This window comes from Kitasatospora atroaurantiaca, from assembly GCF_007828955.1.
Classification (GTDB): Bacteria; Actinomycetota; Actinomycetes; order Streptomycetales; family Streptomycetaceae; genus Kitasatospora; species Kitasatospora atroaurantiaca.
Genome location: NZ_VIVR01000001.1, coordinates 3785284 through 3803984 on the forward strand (window position 1 = coordinate 3785284; position 18701 = coordinate 3803984).

Below are 18701 nucleotides of genomic sequence, written 5' to 3' on the forward strand. Positions count from 1 at the left end.
GGCCCTCCGCTGCCATCGGGCGCGGAGTTCGCAGGTGCACCGTCCGGGTAGATGGTGACATAGCTGCTGGCTGATGCGTTGGTGGCGGTGACCGCTCCAAATTCAGTGGTCAGCATGTCAGTTCGGCAGCACGCGAGAAAGACCCCACAGCAGACGGGCTCCCGCCAATGGCCCGAAAGCATCAGGGCTCACCCCACCACGGAGCCACGGTTGGAGATCGGGTACGTTATCGGCCCGGCAGGATTTAGCATCCAGCGGTTCACGTGCAGCGACCGCCCACCCAAAGATCGACTCGCCGTATCCACACTTTGCTGAGGAAGTCACCCGTGCGAATATCCGGTATCGCGCGTGCCGCCGCGCTGCCCCTGCTCCTCGGGACCACGATCCCGGCCCTCACGGCAACCAACGCCGTCGCTGATACGACGCCGCTCACCACCACACGCTATGTTGCCACGGGCAACGCGAGCTGCTCGGACTCCGGCACCGGCACCGTACGGCAACCCTTCTGCACCATCACGGCGGCGTCCGCCGCGGCGCGACCGGGCGACACGGTGATGGTCGAGCAAGGCAACTACCCGGAGAGCGCCACGATCTCCGCGATCGGTACCGCGACCGCGCCGATCACCTTCGTCGCCGTCGGAAGTCATGTGTTCATCGGTGCTGCCGGCGCCGGGATCACCGGCAATGCGATCACCGTCTCGCATGCCCAGCACGTGGTGCTCCGCGGGCTCACCGCCGTTGCGAGCACCGCACTGGCCATCCAGGTCGGCGATTCCTCGGACATCACCATCGACGGCGGAGCCACCGACGGATCGATCGAGATCGACGGCACCTCGAGCGGCGTGACGATCAGTCGTGAGTCGGTCATCGCCCACGCCAACAGTGCGGCGGTCCAGGTGGACGCGGGGGCGGTGCGGACCGTCGTCACCGCGGACAACGTGATGTCCTGGTTCGGACACCGCCCGGGGGTACAGGTCACGGACGCGCCCGGGACGGAGATCATCAGCAACACCGTGATCACCGCCTGCAACGGCGGCATCGAGCTGGACGGAACGTCCTCCGGCTCGACCGTCGAGAACAACATCATCGACACCTCGTTCGGCCCCTCCCCGGGCGCCTGCAAAACGCCTGCCAACGCCACAGCGATCACGGTCGCGTCCGGTTCGACCTCCGGCACGGTCACCGACTACAACCTCTTCAACCCGGTCAGCGCGGGCGCCTTCTACTCCTGGGCGGGTACGGACTACGCGACCCCTGGCGCGTTCGCCGCCGCTACCGGCCAGGGCACCCACGACATCGCCGCCGACCCCAAGTTGACGGGGAACGGGACCGGATATACGCAGTGGTACGCCCCCGCGGACACCTCGCCGGCCATCGATTCCGCCAATGCGAACGCGCCTGGCGAACTGTCCACCGACTTCCATGGCAACCCGCGCATGGACGACCCGAACGTCACCAACACGGGTACCGGGGCGGGCTACCACGACCGGGGCGCGGTCGAGTTGCAAGGCCCGGCGGCCCTGCTCGTGACGCCCGATGTGATAGCGGCACCCGAAACCGGTCCACTGGATGCCGCCATCACGGTGCGCTCGTACGCGAACCCGAGCACCACGTCTCCCTGGACGGCCAATGAGCCGCCCCGCGAGAACGTGCAGTACCAGTTCTCCGACGAGCCGCTTCCGTCGATAGGCATCGGCCTGACCGCGGGCACAGTCATTCCGCACACCTTCGGCCGGGCGGGCGAGTTCCACGTGGGCCTCGAATACGGCGGTAACGACATCCGTGGCGGTCTCTGGGGACGTACGAGCACCCCGATCGTCGTCGGTGCCAACTACACCCCGATCACGCCCACCCGCCTGCTCGACACCCGCAGTGCGATCGGCATCCCGACCACCACCCCGGTCCCCGCGGGCGGCGACGTCGTCCTGCCGATCACGGCCACGGGCAGCGTCCCCGCCGACGCCCTCACCGCTGTGGTCGCCAATGTCACCGTCACCCAGCCCACCAGCGCCGGCTACCTGACCGCATACCCGGACGGCCAGGACCTCCCCCTGGCCTCCAACCTCAACTTCACGCCCGGCCGGACCGTCGCCAACCTGGTGACGGTTCCGGTGACCAACGGCAAGCTCCGCCTGCACAACGGCAGTAGCGGTACCGTCCACATGGTCCTGGACCTGCAGGGCTTCTACAGCGAGCAGGGCTACGGCTTCAAGGACCTCAACCCGGTGCGTGTGCTGGACACCCGTAGCAGCCAGCCCGTCGCCCCTCGCGGCACGTACCAGCTGTCGCTCGGCTCCCGGGTCCCCAGCGGCACGACCGCCGTCGTGCTGAACGTGACGGCCACGGCGCCCACAGCCGACGGCTTCATCACCGCCTATCCCTACGGCAACACGAGGCCCAACGCGTCCTCGCTCAACTTCATCCACGGCAGTACGGTGGCCAACCTGGTCACCGTCCCGGTGGTCGACGGCAAGGTCGAGCTCTACAACGGCAGCGGCGGCAGCGTCCAGCTCATCGCCGACCTCCAGGGGTACTACGGGACACGGGCATCGGGTGCCATCCAGTCCTTCGTGCCGGACGGCCCATCGCGGGTGTTCGACACGCGGACGGGTCTCGGCAGCACGTACGGCAAGGCCGGCCCACTCCTGGCCTTTGAAGCCCAGGGCTTCGGCGGGCGCACCCTGGACAGCTGCTCACTGTGCGCCTATGCCTCGGGGTGGGTCGTCAACGTCACGGCCACCCAACCGAGCCAGCCCGGCTTCCTGACAGTATGGGGATACCCGAGTGCCGATCAGCGGCCGAACGCGTCCAACCTCAACTTCGAGGCCGGACAGACCGTCCCGAACCTGGTGGTCGGCAGGGCCGACTATGTCTACAACGGGAGCTCCGGCACCACCCAGGTGGTCGTCGACCAGGAGGGCTACTTCATCTCCCGGTAACACGGAGCCGGGAACGCGCGGCGACGTGCCCGATCCATCTCCGGCACCTGCCGGTGCACAAATGGTGCACGGTCCCGATATTGATCCGGACAACAAGCAAGCCGCAGGCCTCTGGCCTGCGGCTTTGCGTTGGAGCGGGCGACGAGAATCGAACTCACGCTATAAGCTTGGGAATCTTTGGGCCTTCAGGCTGGAAACTGCCCCTGACCTGCGGCGATACCTGCCCCGGCGGCCCGTCGGGCGGTCCGTTCTGACCGCTCCCGGCTCGCGGGGCCCGGCCGAATCGAACTCGGGCTGTACTTCACCGGCTACGACCCGCAGGCAGCCGCACAGTTGGGCCTGGAGATCAAGACGAACTCCTCGGGCCTTCAGTACACGGTGAAGCGGAACGCCTCGCCTGCGGATGACGCTGCCGCGCAGAAGAAGGCTGCGATCCGGCAAGGCAAGACGACCGCCGGCCAGGTCACGCCGAACGGCACTTCCGTGTACAACAACTACTACTCCCCGACCTGCGGGAACGCGTGGCTCCGGGTCACCGAGGGCAACCACCTTGACTTGACCGTCGACAGCGGGTTCGAGCTCAATTCGGGCAGCGCCGCCTGGAGTTACAGGTGGGCTGTCATTCTCGTCGACCAGGGAGGTAGCAGCCGAATCCAGTGGGGGCCTAATGGTCTCGCGGACCAGCAGAACTGGACCGGCCACCGTTACGCGCCCAACCTGACGGCGGGATGGGGGTACGCGCACATCGACTCGCCCTTCTCGTACGCGGTCCTGGATGACGCTTCAACGTGCAACGCCTACCCTGTTCAGGTGAGTTACCACATCTGGAGCTAGGCAGGTTCGAGCGGCGTGGTCGCCCGGGGGATCGGTGGCCACGCCGCAGACTCGGAAGGTGGATCGCATGATTCGGGACTCGACACCTCGGGGAATGAAGATCCCCACACCGGACGCGCTCGCGGCGGAGTTCGAGCAGCCCATCGCAGTCGTCCAGGAGGTGCCGGCCGGATGGCGGTGCTCGTTCGGACAGCAGAGGCTCGACGGCTTCCTGTGTCACGTCGACGCCAACTACTGGCTGGACCGGCAGCTAGTAGCAGTGATCCAGTCCTCTCGGCCCGTCCCCGACAGCTTCGGAGTCAAGAGCGAGGCCACTCTCAGCGGCCAACTGAATACGTTCCTCGCCAACTCCGGCCGTTCGGAACGGGTCACCGCCCCGAGCAGCACTTCCGAGCCGGAGTGGATCGCCGTCTCGCTGGACGGCGACGCAAGGGACGCAGAGCGCCTGTCCTTCGGCGAATGCACCAGCGCAAGGATCACCACCGACACGACTTCGATCATTGTCACGGCTCCGGACGAGGTCTGGCAGACCGTGTCAGACCTGGCGTACTTCCGGCCTGGACAGAATTGGCCGCCTATGCACTGGCTCCGGCCTCACTGATCACCGGCCACGCGGCACTTGATCGTCACGTCAGCACGAACGAAACCCCCACCACCGTCCGGGGGCCACAGGGTGAGCGGGACGCGGGTGGCACCGGCCATTGCGATGCAGGCGGCGTAGGAGTCGTAGAACGGCTCGAAGGCGATCACCTCGTCGCCAGGCTCCAGCAGTGCCAGAAGGGCGGCGGCGATCGCCTCGGTCGCGCCGACGGTGACCAGCACCTCAGTGTCGGGGTCGTACGTGAGGTCGTAGAAGCGCTGCTGGTGCTCGGCAATCACCTGCCGCAGCTCGGGGACGCCGGGGCCGGGCGGGTACTGGTTGCCTTGCCCCTCCCGCAGCGCTCGCACCGCCCCCTCGCGGATCTCCTCGGGCCCGTCGGTGTCAGGGAAGCCCTGGCCGAGGTTGATCGAGCCGGTGGCTGTGGCAAGGGCCGACATCTCCGCGAGAGGACGGGGAACCGCGCTGACTGCCCGGGCCGACCCGCCAGCAGTCACTGCTTGCGATCGTCCGGGTTCGGTCGATAGGCCACCCGATGCTTGCAGTCCAGGTCGATACCAATCAATCTCCGCAGGAACTCGCTGCCGCCAGCAGCTCATGGCCAGGTACGGCATCGGCCCGTACCCAGGGGTATGCGCGCGGCACGCTAGACGCACTGACACTGTGCCGTCCCACCACCTTGGTGGGGCGGTACAGGCGTTCACGAGTTCCATTCAGCCACTGGCGTCACATCCAGCCGCTGGTGGATACTGCGTGGTCGCGCCGTCCGGATGCCCAAGCACTCATCGTGCGGCCCGCGGCGCCGATAATTCGACCAATGGGGGAACCAAGCTCCATGCGCCAGCGCACGCTCGCAGGCTCCGTGGCCACGGTGGCCGCACTCCTCGGACTCGGTCTGCCGGCCGTCCCGGCGAGTGCGGACGCGACCACGCTGTACGTCAACAACAACCAGACCGCCAACTGCTCGGACACCGGCGCGGCAGCCGGAACGCAGGCCCAGCCCTACTGCACCATCCAGGCCGCCGCCGACGCCGCACAGCCGGACCAGACCGTGCTGATCACCGCTGGCGCCTACAACGAGCGGGTCAAGCCGACCCACTCGGGTACCCAGGGACACCCGATCACGTTCACCCGGGGCCCCGGCGTGGGTGACTACCAGACGCTCGAGGTGGAGATCGGCGACGTCCGCTCGGTGCCGGGCACTCCGGCCGCCCCGGGCTTCAACTTCGATGGCGTGCACGACATCACGCTGCGCGGGCTGCGCTTCTTGGAGTTGCCGCAGTCCTCGGTCTCGATCACGGGCTCGGCCCGGATCACCCTCGACCGCAACCAGTTCGACGGCAACAGTGCCGCGACCGCCCCGGCCGTCAACCTGACCGGCGCGGACTCGGCGGTCACCGTCAGCCGTAATCACTTCTGGGGCAACTTCGGCACCGGCGTGGCAGTCGGCCAGGGTGTGCACGACGCCGACATCACCACGAACGAAATCCGCGCTACCTTCGCCCCCGGCGTCACGGTCGACGGTGCGGTCGGGACGCTGGTGACCAACAACACCATCAGCGACAGCTACTGCCAGAGCATCGCGGTGACCGGTGCCGCGACCGGGACCGTCATCGAGAACAACGTCACCCGGAAGGCCGCGGCGACCCAGGCGAGGGCCAACTGCGACCCGGGCACGGGCCTCGCCGAGATCCTGGTCTCGGCCGACGCGGCTCCCGGCACCAAGTACGACTACAACCTGGTCCACCCGGACAGCGGAGTGACGCCTTACCGGTGGGCGGGTACTGCATACGCCACCGCGGATGCGCTACACACCGCGACCGGTGCCGGCGCGCACGACCTCAACAGCGACCCCAAGCTGGGGTACCCCTTCGAGCCGGGTCCCGGTTCGCCCGCCATCGACTCCGCGGACTCCGACGTACCCGGCCTCCCCGACACCGATCTGCTCGGACACAAGCCCATCGACGACCCGGACGTGGCCAACACCGGCACCGGTGTCCGCGACCGCGGAGCGTACGAGACACAGTTCGGCACCTCGGTCGAACTCACGCTCAAGAACGGCGCCGGCCCGGCCCCGCTCTCGACCGACGTGACCGCGACCGTGGACAATGCGTGGTCCGCGCCGTTCACGTACACCTTCGACTTCGGCGACGGCAGCGCACCGCAGGTGAGCAGCTCACCGACCGTCACCCACGTCTACACCACGCCCGGGTCGTACACGCCCAAGGTGTCGGTGACCGACGGCAGCGGCTTCAGCCTGTCCGGCTCGATGCGCTTCGACAACTCGGTGTTCGTCGGCACCCCGGGCCCGCTGCGGCCGAAGCTGACCATCACGCCGGTGCAGCCCGTCGCGGGCAGCGACAACAACAAGGCGGCGCTCTCGTATCAGTACAGCACCGCCGGCACGCTCACGCCGTACCCGATCACCAAGACCACGATCGACTGGGGTGCGGACAACAAGGAGTGGTGGTACGTGGAGTGCTGCGTCCCCAACGGCACCACCTACCACTATCCGGGTGTGCGTACGGTCACGCTGACCATGACCGACTCGAACGGGGACACCGTCTCCGTCTCCCAGCAGCTGGATGTCGAGTACGCGCCCTCCGGCTACACCCCGATCGCGCCCACCCGGGTGATGGACACCCGCGTCGACGGCACCCGGTCCTGGGACACCGGGAACCACCCGGGTGAGAAGGCCCTCTATCTCGACCAGCACTACCTCCACGGAATCGCACCGGCGGGCACCACGGCCGTCGTACTGAACGTCACCGTGGTCAAGCCCTCCCGCCCGGGCTTCCTGTCGGTCGAACCGGACGACACCAACAAGCCCAGCAGCTCGGCGCTCAACTTCGTCCCAGCGCAGACCGTCGCCAACCTGGTGACCGCACCGGTTGGCCCGGGCGGCAAGGTCGTCCTGTGGACCAACTCGGACGACTTCGACGTCGTGGTGGACGCGGTCGGCTACTACAGCCCGTTGTCCAACGGGAAGTTCACGGCGCACGACCCGCAGCGGCTGCTCGACACCCGTGACCCGGGCAAGAGCGCGATCGGCCTGGACTCGACCGTCGACGTCCAGGTCGCGGGCGTCAACGGAGTGCCGGCCGATGCCACGGCGGCAGTGCTCAACCTGACCGCCACCCGCCCCACCGCCGGCGGCTACCTCACCGCCTACCCGGCAGGCGGCGACCGTGGGAACACCTCCAGCCTCAACTTCGTGGCCGGAGACACCATCGCCAACCAGGCGATCGTGCCGATCGGCAAGGACGGCAAGGTCTCCATCTACAACCACTTCGGCAATACTCATGCCGTCGTCGACCTCTTCGGCTACTACAGCCCGAGCGGTGACGCGCTGTACCACCCGCTCAACCCGAGCCGCCTGCTGGACACCCGGAGCAACGGCGGCAGCCCGCTCGGTTCGGACGCGACGGTGGGCATCACCGGCATCCCGGCCGGCGCGACCGCTGCCGTCCTGAACGTCACCAGCACCCAGTCGGACACCGGGGGTTACTTCACCCTCTACCCGCACGGGATCGACAAGCCCCTCGCCAGCAACCTCAACTTCGTGCCCGGCGAGACCATCCCGAACCACGTGACTGTCCCGGTCGGCCAGAACAGCCAGGTCGACCTGTACAACTTCGGCGGCCACAGCCACGCCATCGCCGACCTCTACGGATACTTCGCTAAGCCGTAGTCGGATCTTGTCACGGACAACTGTGCCGCCTCACAACCCGGTTGTGGGGCGGCACGGCCGTTTCAGCAGACCAGACCGAGACCGGCCGGGGTGGCCGCCTTGGGGTCGACGCCGACCGGAGGATCCGCGACGGCCCCGGGTCTGCGAGGCCACCGGCATGCTCGGCCTGACCGGCTGGCCCAAGGGCATGCGCGTCATCCTGTGCAAGGAACGCCCGTAACCCGGCGCCCAGGTTGCCGCGCTCGATGGCGTTCATGCTGCCGTTGGCGGTCAGCTGCAGCCACCAACGAACCAATGCCCAACGGGCCTCCGCGTCGGTGGCGGGAACCCGTGCCGCGAGGCCGAGTTCCTCGACCTCCTGGGCGAAGAGCTCGTGGGCCAGCGACTCCTCGTTTCGGGTCAGGCCTGCGAGGTCGCCGAGAGCGGGGGTGTCGAGGACGAGTGCGACCAGTGCGGCCTGGATGAGCGTGCCTGCTCCGACGCGGCGGCCGATCCGCCGCTCGATCGCAAGCATGTGCATGTGGTCGACGGCTTCCTCGGCGGTGACCGCGTAGGGGTCGTGAGGGGTGGTGGTAACGATCTCCCGCAGCTCCTTACCAACGAGGAAGTACGACCAGAAGGGCACACTCGCGCGAGCGCGGCTCAGGTTGTCCACGGGACCTCCGAACTCGTGGTGGAGGTAGTCCGCGAGGTCGTTGCCGTAGTAAATGATGTCGGTCTGATAAACCGAGAGCACCGGGTGTCCGCTCTGGCCGGCGATGCCGGGTAGATAGCGGTGCGAGTAGACGGGCACCAGTTGCGGCACATCTCGAAGACGGGTCTCCGCGAGCCGGAGCGCCTCCTGGCGGTCTTCGGGTTTCTCGCCCCAACCCGGGTACCAGAAACCGTGCTTGACATCGAACAGCACGCCGTCCCTCGGCCAGTCCAGGCGGCCGCGCAACTCGTCCGCGTCACCGTTGCGCCAGTCCGGCCAGCCTCGGCCCAGCGGCAGCCCGGCTTGCAGGAAGAGCCGGTGATCCGCCGCGAATCGGAACCCGAAGCGCTCCTCGGTGGCCTCGACCTCGGCGTCACTGAGACCGGGACCGATGCTCGCCGGGAGCGCCGCAAGCAGGGCGAGCGCCCGGTCGCGAGTCATGGGTTCGAGCTGTTCAGAGGTCACGGGCCAGAAGCCTAGCCAGGAGCTTCGTCGGCCGAACTCCTATGAGATATCACCAAACTAGGGATACGCCGCACACTGCCGGCCAAGCCGGGGGATGCATGTGGCGCAGGTCACAGAAAACGCATCTCGCCACCCGAGGTGGATCCCTGCCGACTGCCCACCTCGACCCCGAAACTCCCCCAGCCGATCGAATCCGACTGGCTGCAAGCGCCCTTCTGGCACGAATCTGGCACGGCGACCCCGAATTGGTCCAGACAACAAGAAAGCCCCAGGCCGTTGACCTGGGGCTTCACCGTGGAGCGGGCGACGAGAATCGAACTCGCGCTATAAGCTTGGGAAGCTCATGTTCTACCATTAAACTACGCCCGCGTGACGAGCCGTCAGTGACTGCCCGATCATGCACCACTCTACCTCATCCTCCACCCTCTCCGTGCCCGGCGTGGACGCGCCGCCGGGGCGCTGCGCGAGGGCGTCGCGGAGGCGTACTGTGTGGGCCGTTCCGATGCGTGGCCGGGGGCGGCGAGCCGCCGCGTGGAATGTCCGGAACATCCCCTAATGTGACGCTGTCCCTGGGTGCAAGTCCCGCTGGGACGCCACGAGTACGGGGAAGAATGGGAAGGGGATCGATGGAGCAGCGCACCGTCGTTCGTTGTGCCGAGGGGCACCTGTTCAGCACCACGACGTTCCCGATGCAGAATCTCGGCGCCGGCCGGCTGGGGCCCGGCAGACTGATCCGGTGCCCGAAGTGTGGACGGCTGCGCAGCTCGGTGCCGGCCGATGTGAGTGAGCTCTCCGCGCCGCAGTTGGCGCGTGCGCTGCGGCTTGAGGCCGCGGAGTTCCTGGCCTGAGCCTGAGCCGCGACGCGCGTGGGCCCCGGGGCGGATTCGTCCGGGGCCCACTGCTGCACGTAACCTCGAAGCGTGCTGCTCTCTGACAAGGACATCCGAACCGAGATCGACAAGGGCCGGGTCGTGATCGACCCCTTCGACCCTGCGATGATCCAGCCCTCCAGTATCGACGTCCGGCTGGACCGTTACTTCCGGGTGTTCGAGAACCACCGCTACCCGTTCATCGACCCCTCCCAGGACCAGCCCGACCTGACGCGGGAGGTCCACCCCGAGGGCGACGAGCCGTTCATCCTGCACCCGGGCGAGTTCGTGCTGGCCTCGACGTACGAGACGGTCACCCTGCCGGACGACATCGCCTCCCGGCTCGAGGGCAAGTCCAGCCTCGGCCGTCTCGGGCTGCTGACGCACTCCACGGCCGGCTTCATCGACCCGGGCTTCAGCGGCCACGTCACGCTGGAGCTGTCGAACGTCGCCACCCTGCCGATCAAGCTCTACCCGGGCATGAAGATCGGCCAGCTCTGCCTGTTCCGGCTCTCCTCGCCGTCCGAGCACCCGTACGGCTCCGAGCGGTACGGCTCGCGCTACCAGGGCCAGCGCGGCCCGACGGCCTCGCGCTCGCACGTGAACTTCCACCGCACCCAGGTGTGACGGCAGCGCACGACAGCAGGACGACCACCGCACGAGGACGGCCCGCCGATCATGGATCGGCGGGCCGCTCTCGTCACGGCCGCGGGACGCGGCCGGAGCACTCCTACTTCTTGTCCGCGAGGCAGAGCACGAACTTGTCGCTGAGCAGCTGCTGCGCGAGCCCGGCCGTGGAACCGGTGACGTTGTCGCAGGCGGCGGGGTCGAAGGAGTTGTCGATCACCGAGACAACGGTGTAGTTGGCGCTGGCGTTGCCGCAGTCGACGGTGTCGACCTTGGGGTTGTTGTCGGTGCCGGTCACGTGGACGCACTCACCGGCCTTGGCGTGCACCGGCTTGTCCGCGGCCGCGTAGCCGATCGCGAAGCTGATCCCGAACTTCACGGCGATGACGACGACCACCGTGGCGATGCCGATGAGGACCTTCTTCGCGCCGCTCTTCTTCGGCGCGACCACGGGCGCCTGGGCGTACCCACCCGGGAGCTGACCGGGGACCTGGCCGGGCACCTGGCCGGGGACCTGGCCGGGCATCTGGCCGGGGGCCTGTCCGTACGCACCGGCAGGCTGCCCGTACGCGCCACCGGCCGGCGGCTGCTGGCCGTACGCGTCGGCGGGCTGGCCCGGCTGGCCGTACCCCCCGGCGGGGCCGAAGGCTCCCGGCGCCGGCGGCGGGGTCGGCTGGGCCTGGGGCGGCTGAGGGGTAGTCATGGTGGTATTCCTCGCGGATCGTGAGCAGGGCGGAGCAGAACTGACTGATCGCGGGAACGCTACCGATCACCCCGAATCTCATTTCGAACAATTGCCGCATAAGCCAAGGGCGTTATGGATTTGCAACGTCCGAAATCGGCGACCGGGGAACTCCCTGCAGCCGCCCCGAGTTCATCCCCGCTTGGGCCGGGTCACCGCGGTCAGCTCGCTGCCGTCCTCGGCGAGCAGCAACTCCGTGCGCAGCTCGACGAGTTCGCCGAGGTGGTGGAGGTGCGTACCGCCGCAGAAGATCTCGGCGGGGCCGGCCGGGAGCTCGCAGTGCCAGCGACGGCGTGCCGTCAGTTCGGGCCCCGGCACCTCGATCCGCACCGGGGCGTCCGCGGCGACCCAGGCGGCGAGCTGGGCGTTGACGGCGTCGGTGAGCGCGGGCAGGGCGTCCGCGAGCGCCGGGAACTCCTCCGTCGCCTCGGTCGTGAAGCCCTTCTTCCGCAGCGACTTGCCGAGCCGGTAGACGTCCGTGCTGGCCTCGGTGTCCATCACGGAGGACGCCATCGCGAGACTGTCGAAGTCGGGGTTGCCGAAGGCGTCCGCGCGGCCCGGGTCCTTGCGCCAGCGCGGGGCGAGGGCGGCGTTCAGGGCCAGGGCGAGGAGGTGGCAGCCGCTGTGGGCGGCGGACAGCAGGGCACGGCGCTCGGCGTCGACGCTCAGCTCGGCGATCCGGCCGACGGCACCGGCCGGCTCGGACTCCACCACGTGCAGCACCAGCCAGGACCACTCCTCGTCACCCCGTCGCACCGGGATGTCGGCGCCGACCGCCAACGGGCCGCCCTCCGGGCCGACCGCACCGGTCAGGCAGTCCACCACCGGGTACTGGACGCCGTTCACGGTCAGCACGCCGAGGTCGGCGGGCTGGTCGGGCCAGGTGTGGTCGAGCGGGTGGAACGGGGTCGCCTCGGTGACCACGGCGTACCGGCCGTCGGCCAGCGCGTGCACGGCGAGCACCGGCGACGCGCCGGTCACCGCCCCGGCCGGGAAGCTGACGTGAGTGGTGGGGAGGAGGGTCATTCAGTGGCTCCGTGCACAGGGCGGATCGAGGGAAGCGGGGCACCGTCCCGCCGTAGCGGGCAGAGCCTCCACCCTAGTCAACGGCGCGAATCCGGCGCGAAACCCGGCCCCGAAGCCCTGTGCGCACCCCGCCGCAGGGCCTGCCCGCTCACCCCAGCGTGGGCAGCTTGATCAGCACCAGCAGCGCCAGCAGCTGCAGCGCAGCCGCGCCCGCCGCCTTGCCCCAGGGCAGGTCGTGCACCCGGCGCACCATGGTGGTCAGCAGAACGGCGCAGAGCAGCCAGGTCGCCCACCCGAGCACCTGGACCACGATGTTGCCGCCCGGCAGGAAGAGCGCGAGCAGCAGCCGCGGCGCGTCCGTCGTCCAGCCGATCAGCGCGGCCAGGCCGACCGTCGACTGCCACGGCCCGTCCCCGCCGAGCTGCCTGGCGAGCCCGTACGTCACCGCGCCCAGCATGGCCCCGGCGAGGGCGAAGCCCACCGCCGCGCCCGCGATCGCCCAGGCGGCGACGGAGAACGTCGAGTTGACCACCTCGTCGTGCGTACTGCCCATGCCCAGCACCGCGAGCACGCCGTAGAGGAGCGAGACGGTCAGCGCGGGCAGCCAGACCTGGTGGTCGCGCATCCGGTCGAAGGTGCGGGACGGCTCGCGGTAGATGCCGGCCAGCAGCGCCTTCCAGTGCAGCCGGGGCCCGGCGACGTGCGGCGCGGACTGGCCGCCGGCGCGGTAGACGGCCACGTTGTCCTGGGCGGCGTACTCCTGTTCGTACCCCTGCCCCTGCCCGTACTCCGCCCCGTACGGCTCCCCGGGCGCCGCGGGCTCCCCGTACGGGCTGTCGCCCAGCGTGAACGCCCGCGTGTGCCCCGCCTGGTCGGCTGCGGCGCCGTAGGGGTCCTGGGGCGCCGTGAAGTACTCGGGCTCCCCCGCCGGGCCGCCCCCCTGCGGCGCGCTGCCGTAGGCGGCGCCGTACGGGCCGCCGCCGTACTGCTGCGGGTGCCCACTGGGCGCCGCCGACCAGCCCTGCCGGGGGTCGACGGCGCCCTGACCGTTCTCGTATCCGTTGCCAGCCACGCATCGACGGTACCCGGTCGGGCTGACCGGGCGTCGGTTGATCATCAGGCCGGGAAGAGATTGCAGCACTGCTGTGACGAGAGAGACGCCGGACAGCAGACGGGCGACGGCAGACGGCAGACGGCAGCAGGGGTACCGCAGCCGCCGGTCAGCGCTGGGCGCCGACCGAGCGCCCGTGCACGACCACGGCCGCGTTCTCACCGGCGGGGCAGCCGCCGGGGCCGGCCGTGGTCCGGACCGCGCCGACGGGCAGCAGGGTGCCGCAGGCGATCCGGATGCCGTTCGGCAGCTCGTTGTCGGACTCGACGGTGGCGCCGTCACCGATCACGGCGCCGTCCAGCGAGGTCCGGGCCCCGATGGTGGCGTACGCGCCGACGATGGAGTCCTTGACGAAGGCGTCCTCGCCGATCACGGCGCCGGGCAGGATCACGCTGCCCTCGACGATCGCCCCGGCCTCGATCAGCGCGTCCTCGGAGACCACCGTGCCGGAGCTGAGCACCGCGCCCTGGTGCACGTCGGCACCCGGGAGCAGCAGCGCCTCACCGGTCGGTCCGGGTACGGCGGGCGAGTCGACCTTGCCGAGCACCAGGTCGGCCGAGCCGCGGACGAACGCGCCCGGGGTGCCCAGGTCGAGCCAGTACGAGGTGTCGACCACGCCGCGCAGCAGCGCACCGGTGGCGAGCAGCTCGGGGAAGGTCTCGCGCTCGACCGAGACCTCACGGCCGGCCGGGATGCGATCGATAACCGATCGGGTGAACACGTAGCACCCTGCGTTGATCTGGTCGGTGACGATCTGCTCGGGAGTCTCGGGCTTCTCCAGGAACTCGAGCACCCGGCCGTCGGCGTCGGTCGGGACGAGGCCGAAGGCGCGCGGGTCCGCCACCCGGGTGAGGTGCAGGGTGACATCGGCCCCGGCGGCCACGTGACCGTCGCGCAGGGCGGCGATGTCGAGCCCGGACAGGATGTCGCCGTTGAAGATCAGGACCGGCTCGTCGGGACCGCAGGTGAGCCCGGAGGCGGCGTTGCGGATGGCCCCGCCCGTGCCGAGGGGCTCGCGCTCGGTGAGGTAGACCAGCTCGATGCCGTACGGGCTGCCGTCCTTGAAGTGGTCCTCGAAGACCTCGGCGAGGTACGAGGTGGCCAGCACGACCCGCGTCACGCCGGCAGCGGCCGCACGGGCCAGCTGGTGGGCGATGAACGGGACTCCGGCGACGGGCAGCATGGGCTTCGGGGTATGGGTGGTCAGCGGGCGCAGCCGTGTGCCCTTACCACCGACCAGCATGATCGCCTCGGTCATGGTCTGCGCTTCTCCCCTTGCTCCGGTGTGGCCCGGCCGCCGTCGGAGGCCGGTGTCGCCATTCAGTTTCAGTTGATACAGCCGACGTGGCCGACGTAGCTCACAGCAGCGGTGGCTGCCGGTCGCAGGGCCCCGGTGACGCACTTGCGCCACGCCGGGCCGGACCGCCGGCGGACCCGCACACCGCGTGTCCAGCGCCTACTGTATTTCCTTCCAAAGCGAGGACGTCCCAACGGTGGCTTGATCCGTATCACTGGAACATCGGGTTGACGGATCGCGGCCCGGTCTCCCGGGCCCTCTACCTGCGACGTGCTGCCGGCACCGCGCTAGGGCAACAGCCACGCAGCGTACGCCGGTACGCCCGCCGACACACCCCCGCTGCCGCTCAGCTGCGCCACCCGGGCGGCGGGCAGGGCCTGGGTCCACACCTGGACGTTGGAGATGGCCCCGTCCCAGTAGTCGGTCCAGGTGGACTTCCACATCACCCGGCCGATCTGCAGCGGCCCGCCGGTCTGCCAGATCCCCTTGACGTCGCTGGTCTGGGCGAGTTCGCCGTTGACGTAGAGCTGGATCTTCTTCGCGGAGGCGTCGTACACACCGGTGAGCAGGGTCCACTGGCCGGTCGTGGCGTTGCCCTTGGAGAGCGCCTCCACGCTGGTGTTGTCCTGGCCGCCGGCGGCGGTCTGCACCTTGAAGGACCACTGGTTGTGAGTACCCCAGTAGTCGCGGCCCAGAAAGAAGGAGTAGTAGGTGTCACTGCCCTGGGTGACGACCGCCCGGCCGCCGGTCGGCGCGTTGTTGCGGACCATCGCGGACACGGTGAAGCTCTTGCTCGTGTCGACCACCGCAGAGCCGGCCTGCCCGTACCCGTTGGGGCTGCTGTTGAGCACCAGCGTGGGGCCGTTGTGCCCGTCGGTCCGGCCGACCACCGCGCTCGCGGCCAGCGTGACCGGGTAGCGGCCGCCGCGGTCGTCGAGCCGTGGCGGTCCTGCGGGGACGGCCGGGCCGGTGCCGGCCGCCTTGGTGGCGGTCGGGCCGCCGCTCGGCGTGCCCGGCGTAGTGGCTGAGGCGGAGGGCGAGGCGGACGCGCTCCCCGTGGCACCGGACGGGAGGGCCGACGGCCCGACGGGCGAGATCGCGAGCGAGGAGGCGGCCGTGTCGGACGGCTTCTTCCCGTCGTCCCCACCGGACTTCTGCACCGCCAGCGCGCCGGCCACGAGGCCGCCGACCACCAGCACACCCGCCGCCGCCCCGCCGATCTTCACCATCCTGCGGCGCCGGTCCTCGCGCTCGTGCTGCTGCGCGAGTGCCGCCCAGTCCGGGGTACTGCTGCTCACCGGCGGCAGGTACGCGGGCTGCGGCCCGCCACCACCGCCCACCGGAGAGCCCGCCGTACTGCCCTGCCCCGCTATGCCCCCGCCATCGCTCATGGCCCGAAATGCTAGGCCATGGCGGATCTTTGAAATGCACGCGGCCCCGCCCGCCACAAGGGCGGACGGGGCCGGGTCGACGGTGTCGTGGATCAGGCTTCGACGGGCTCCGGCTCCGCCGGCTGCGCCTTCACCGAGTCGAGCAGCAGCTGGGCCACGTCGACCACCTTCAGGTGCTCCTTGGCCGCGCCCTCGTTCTTCTTGCCGTTGGCCGAGTCGGAGAGCATCACCAGGCAGAACGGGCAGGCGGTGGAGACGATGTCGGGGTTGAGCGACAGCGCCTCGTCCATGCGCTCGTTGTTGATGCGCTTGCCGATCCGCTCCTCCATCCACATCCGCGCGCCACCCGCACCGCAGCAGAAGCCGCGCTCCTTGTGACGGTGCATCTCCTGCTGGCGCAGACCGGGGACCTTGTCCATGATCTCGCGCGGCGGGCTGTAGACCTTGTTGTGGCGGCCCAGGTAGCAGGGGTCGTGATAGGTGATCAGACCCTCGACCGGGTTGACCGGGATGAGCTTGCCCTCGTCGATCAGGTGCTGCAGCAGCTGGGTGTGGTGGATGACCTCGAAGTGGCCGCCCAGCTGCGGGTACTCGTTGGCGATGGTGTTGAAGCAGTGCGGGCAGGTGGCCACGATCCGCTTGGTCGGGGCGTCCTCCAGCGCGGCGTTCAGCGTCTCGACGTTCTGCGCGCCGAGCATCTGGAAGAGGAACTCGTTGCCGAGGCGGCGCGGGGAGTCACCGGTGCAGGTCTCCTCCTTGCCGAGGATCGCGAACTTCACGCCCGCGGTGTGCAGCAGCTCGGCGAAGGCCTTGGTGGTCTTCTTGGCGCGGTCCTCCAGGGCACCGGCGCAGCCGACCCAGTAGAGGTACTCGACCTCGGCGGGGTCGATGTCCTCACCGATCACCGGCACCTCGATGCCGGTCTCCTTCTTGAGCTCCTTGACCCAGTCGAGGCGCGCCTTGGTGGCCAGGCCCCACGGGTTGCCCTTGTTCTCCAGGTTCTTGAGCATCGTCCCGGCCTCGGTCGGGAAGGAGCTCTCGATCATCACCTGGTAGCGGCGCATGTCGACGATGTGGTCGACGTGCTCGATGTCCACCGGGCACTGCTCGACGCACGCACCGCAGGTGGTGCAGGACCACAGCACGTCCGGGTCGATGACGCCGTTCTCCTCGGCGGTGCCGATCAGCGGGCGCTCGGCCTCGGCCAGCGCCGCGGCGGGGACGTCCTTGAGCTGCTCCGACGAGGCCTGCTCGTTGCCCTCCATGTCCTTGCCGCCACCGGCCAGCAGGTACGGCGCCTTGGCGAAGGCGTGCTCCCGCAGGCTCATGATCAGCAGCTTGGGCGAGAGCGGCTTGCCGGTGTTCCAGGCGGGGCACTGCGACTGGCAGCGGCCGCACTCGGTGCAGGTGGAGAAGTCGAGGATGCCCTTCCAGGCGAAGTGCTCGACCTGGGAGACGCCGAAGACGGCGTCGTCGGCCGGGTCCTCGAAGTCGATCGGGGCGCCGCCGCTGGTCATCGGGCGCAGCGCGCCGAGGGCGACGTCGCCGTCCTCCTCGCGCTTGAAGTAGATGTTGAAGAAGGCGAGGAAGCGGTGCCAGGCCACGCCCATCGACGGGTTGATGCCGATGGTGATCGCCCACGCGAAGGAGATGCAGATCTTCAGCATCGCGAACAGGTAGATCAGGTTGGTCAGCGTCGAGTGCGCCAGGCCCTTGAAGGCCAGCACCAGCGGGTAGCTGATCAGGTACGCGGCCTCGTACGAGTCGACGCCCGCGAGCGCGCCCTCGAGGCCGCGCAGGATCATGATGCAGAGGCCGATGCCGAGAATCGTGTACTCGACGTAGAAGGCCTGCCAGGCGATCGAGCCGGCGAAGCGGGACTTGCGACCGGACCGGGACGGCAGGCTGAGCAGCCGGATCACGATCAGCGTCGCGATGCCCAGCGTGGTGAGCGTGCCGACCAGCTCGGTGAAGATCTCGAACGGCAGCCAGTGCCCGATGATCGGCAGCGCCCACTCGGCGTCGAAGAGCTGGCCGAACGCGGTCACCAGCGTGGTGACCAGGGTGAAGAAGCCGACCGCGACGAACCAGTGGGCGACACCGACGATGCCCCACTTGTTCATGCGGGTGTGGCCGAGGAACTCGACGGCCACCGTCTTCGTGCGCTGCACCGGGTTTCCGGTGCGGGTGCCGTCCGGCTGGCCTGTCTTCACCACCTTGTAGATGTACGCGGCCGCCCGGGCGGCGAGCGCGGTGCCGATCACAGTCGTGACCAGCGAGATGACGATCGCTGCTAGCTGCATCGGCTCTCCGTCTCCAGCGGCTGTAGCAAGGGGTTCAGTTGAGTGTACTGGTCGGTAACTTAAAGCGGGGACCGGGGCGGACATTACCGCCCGTTAACACCCGTTAAGAAGATG

Annotated in this window: 12 protein-coding genes, 1 tRNA gene and 2 pseudogenes; 6 read left to right on the forward strand and 9 right to left on the reverse strand. The window is 69.1% G+C overall.

Annotated features, from left to right (window positions below; all coding sequences use genetic code 11):
- Nucleotides 1-326: 326 nt before the first annotated feature.
- The 3 genes from FB465_RS17455 (at nucleotide 327) to FB465_RS17465 (ending at nucleotide 4374) form a co-directional block, all read left to right on the forward strand.
- A complete protein-coding gene (locus FB465_RS17455) occupies nucleotides 327-2939 on the forward strand; it encodes a right-handed parallel beta-helix repeat-containing protein (RefSeq protein WP_145791784.1) in 2613 nt (870 codons plus the stop codon).
- A gap of 333 nt (nucleotides 2940-3272) precedes the next feature.
- Nucleotides 3273-3773, forward strand: coding sequence for a hypothetical protein (locus FB465_RS17460; RefSeq protein ID WP_145791786.1), 501 nt, complete (start codon nucleotides 3273-3275; stop codon nucleotides 3771-3773).
- Between the two features lie 94 nt (nucleotides 3774-3867).
- Complete coding sequence (locus tag FB465_RS17465) at nucleotides 3868-4374, forward strand: hypothetical protein (protein WP_145791788.1); 507 nt, start codon at nucleotides 3868-3870, stop codon at nucleotides 4372-4374.
- Between the two features lie 53 nt (nucleotides 4375-4427).
- Here FB465_RS17465 and FB465_RS17470 read toward each other — a convergent pair.
- Nucleotides 4428-4811 (reverse strand): annotated as a pseudogene (locus FB465_RS17470) (aminotransferase class I/II-fold pyridoxal phosphate-dependent enzyme); the annotation flags it as partial.
- Nucleotides 4812-5206: 395 nt separating this feature from the next.
- Here FB465_RS17470 and FB465_RS17475 point away from each other — a divergent pair.
- The gene (locus FB465_RS17475) at nucleotides 5207-8062 is read left to right on the forward strand and encodes a right-handed parallel beta-helix repeat-containing protein (protein ID WP_145791790.1); all 2856 of its coding nucleotides are present in this window, start codon (nucleotides 5207-5209) and stop codon (nucleotides 8060-8062) included.
- Between the two features lie 10 nt (nucleotides 8063-8072).
- On the opposite strand, the gene FB465_RS17480 is transcribed toward FB465_RS17475, so the two are convergent.
- Together FB465_RS17480 and FB465_RS17485 are read right to left on the reverse strand one after the other, a co-directional pair.
- Nucleotides 8073-9221, reverse strand: coding sequence for a hypothetical protein (locus FB465_RS17480; protein WP_211785808.1), 1149 nt, complete (start codon nucleotides 9219-9221; stop codon nucleotides 8073-8075).
- A 295-nt stretch (nucleotides 9222-9516) separates the two neighbouring features.
- A tRNA-Gly gene (locus FB465_RS17485) sits at nucleotides 9517-9590 on the reverse strand.
- A 242-nt stretch (nucleotides 9591-9832) separates the two neighbouring features.
- On the opposite strand from FB465_RS17485, the gene FB465_RS17490 reads away from it, so the two are divergent.
- The gene (locus FB465_RS17490) at nucleotides 9833-10069 is read left to right on the forward strand and encodes a hypothetical protein (RefSeq protein WP_145791792.1); all 237 of its coding nucleotides are present in this window, start codon (nucleotides 9833-9835) and stop codon (nucleotides 10067-10069) included.
- A 72-nt stretch (nucleotides 10070-10141) separates the two neighbouring features.
- On the forward strand, nucleotides 10142-10717 hold the full coding sequence (gene dcd, locus FB465_RS17495) for a dCTP deaminase (protein WP_145791793.1): 576 nt from the start codon (nucleotides 10142-10144) through the stop codon (nucleotides 10715-10717).
- A gap of 103 nt (nucleotides 10718-10820) precedes the next feature.
- Here dcd and FB465_RS17500 read toward each other — a convergent pair whose 3' ends face one another.
- From FB465_RS17500 to FB465_RS17525, 6 genes and pseudogenes are all read right to left on the reverse strand, one after another.
- Entirely contained in the window at nucleotides 10821-11420 is a 600-nt protein-coding gene (locus tag FB465_RS17500) for an LppU/SCO3897 family protein (protein WP_246192701.1), read from the reverse strand.
- A 171-nt stretch (nucleotides 11421-11591) separates the two neighbouring features.
- The gene (locus FB465_RS17505) at nucleotides 11592-12485 is read right to left on the reverse strand and encodes an alanyl-tRNA editing protein (protein WP_145791795.1); all 894 of its coding nucleotides are present in this window, start codon (nucleotides 12483-12485) and stop codon (nucleotides 11592-11594) included.
- 148 nt (nucleotides 12486-12633) lie between these two features.
- Nucleotides 12634-13557 carry a Yip1 family protein gene (locus FB465_RS17510; protein ID WP_145791797.1) on the reverse strand — a complete coding sequence of 308 codons (924 nt, stop codon included), beginning with the start codon at nucleotides 13555-13557 and terminating at the stop codon, nucleotides 12634-12636.
- Nucleotides 13558-13789: 232 nt separating this feature from the next.
- A pseudogene (gene manB, locus FB465_RS17515) lies at nucleotides 13790-14854 on the reverse strand (mannose-1-phosphate guanylyltransferase); the annotation flags it as partial.
- A 326-nt stretch (nucleotides 14855-15180) separates the two neighbouring features.
- Nucleotides 15181-16284, reverse strand: coding sequence for a LamG domain-containing protein (locus tag FB465_RS17520; RefSeq protein WP_145791801.1), 1104 nt, complete (start codon nucleotides 16282-16284; stop codon nucleotides 15181-15183).
- Nucleotides 16285-16376: 92 nt separating this feature from the next.
- Complete coding sequence (locus FB465_RS17525) at nucleotides 16377-18587, reverse strand: (Fe-S)-binding protein (RefSeq protein WP_145791803.1); 2211 nt, start codon at nucleotides 18585-18587, stop codon at nucleotides 16377-16379.
- Nucleotides 18588-18701: the final 114 nt, after the last annotated feature.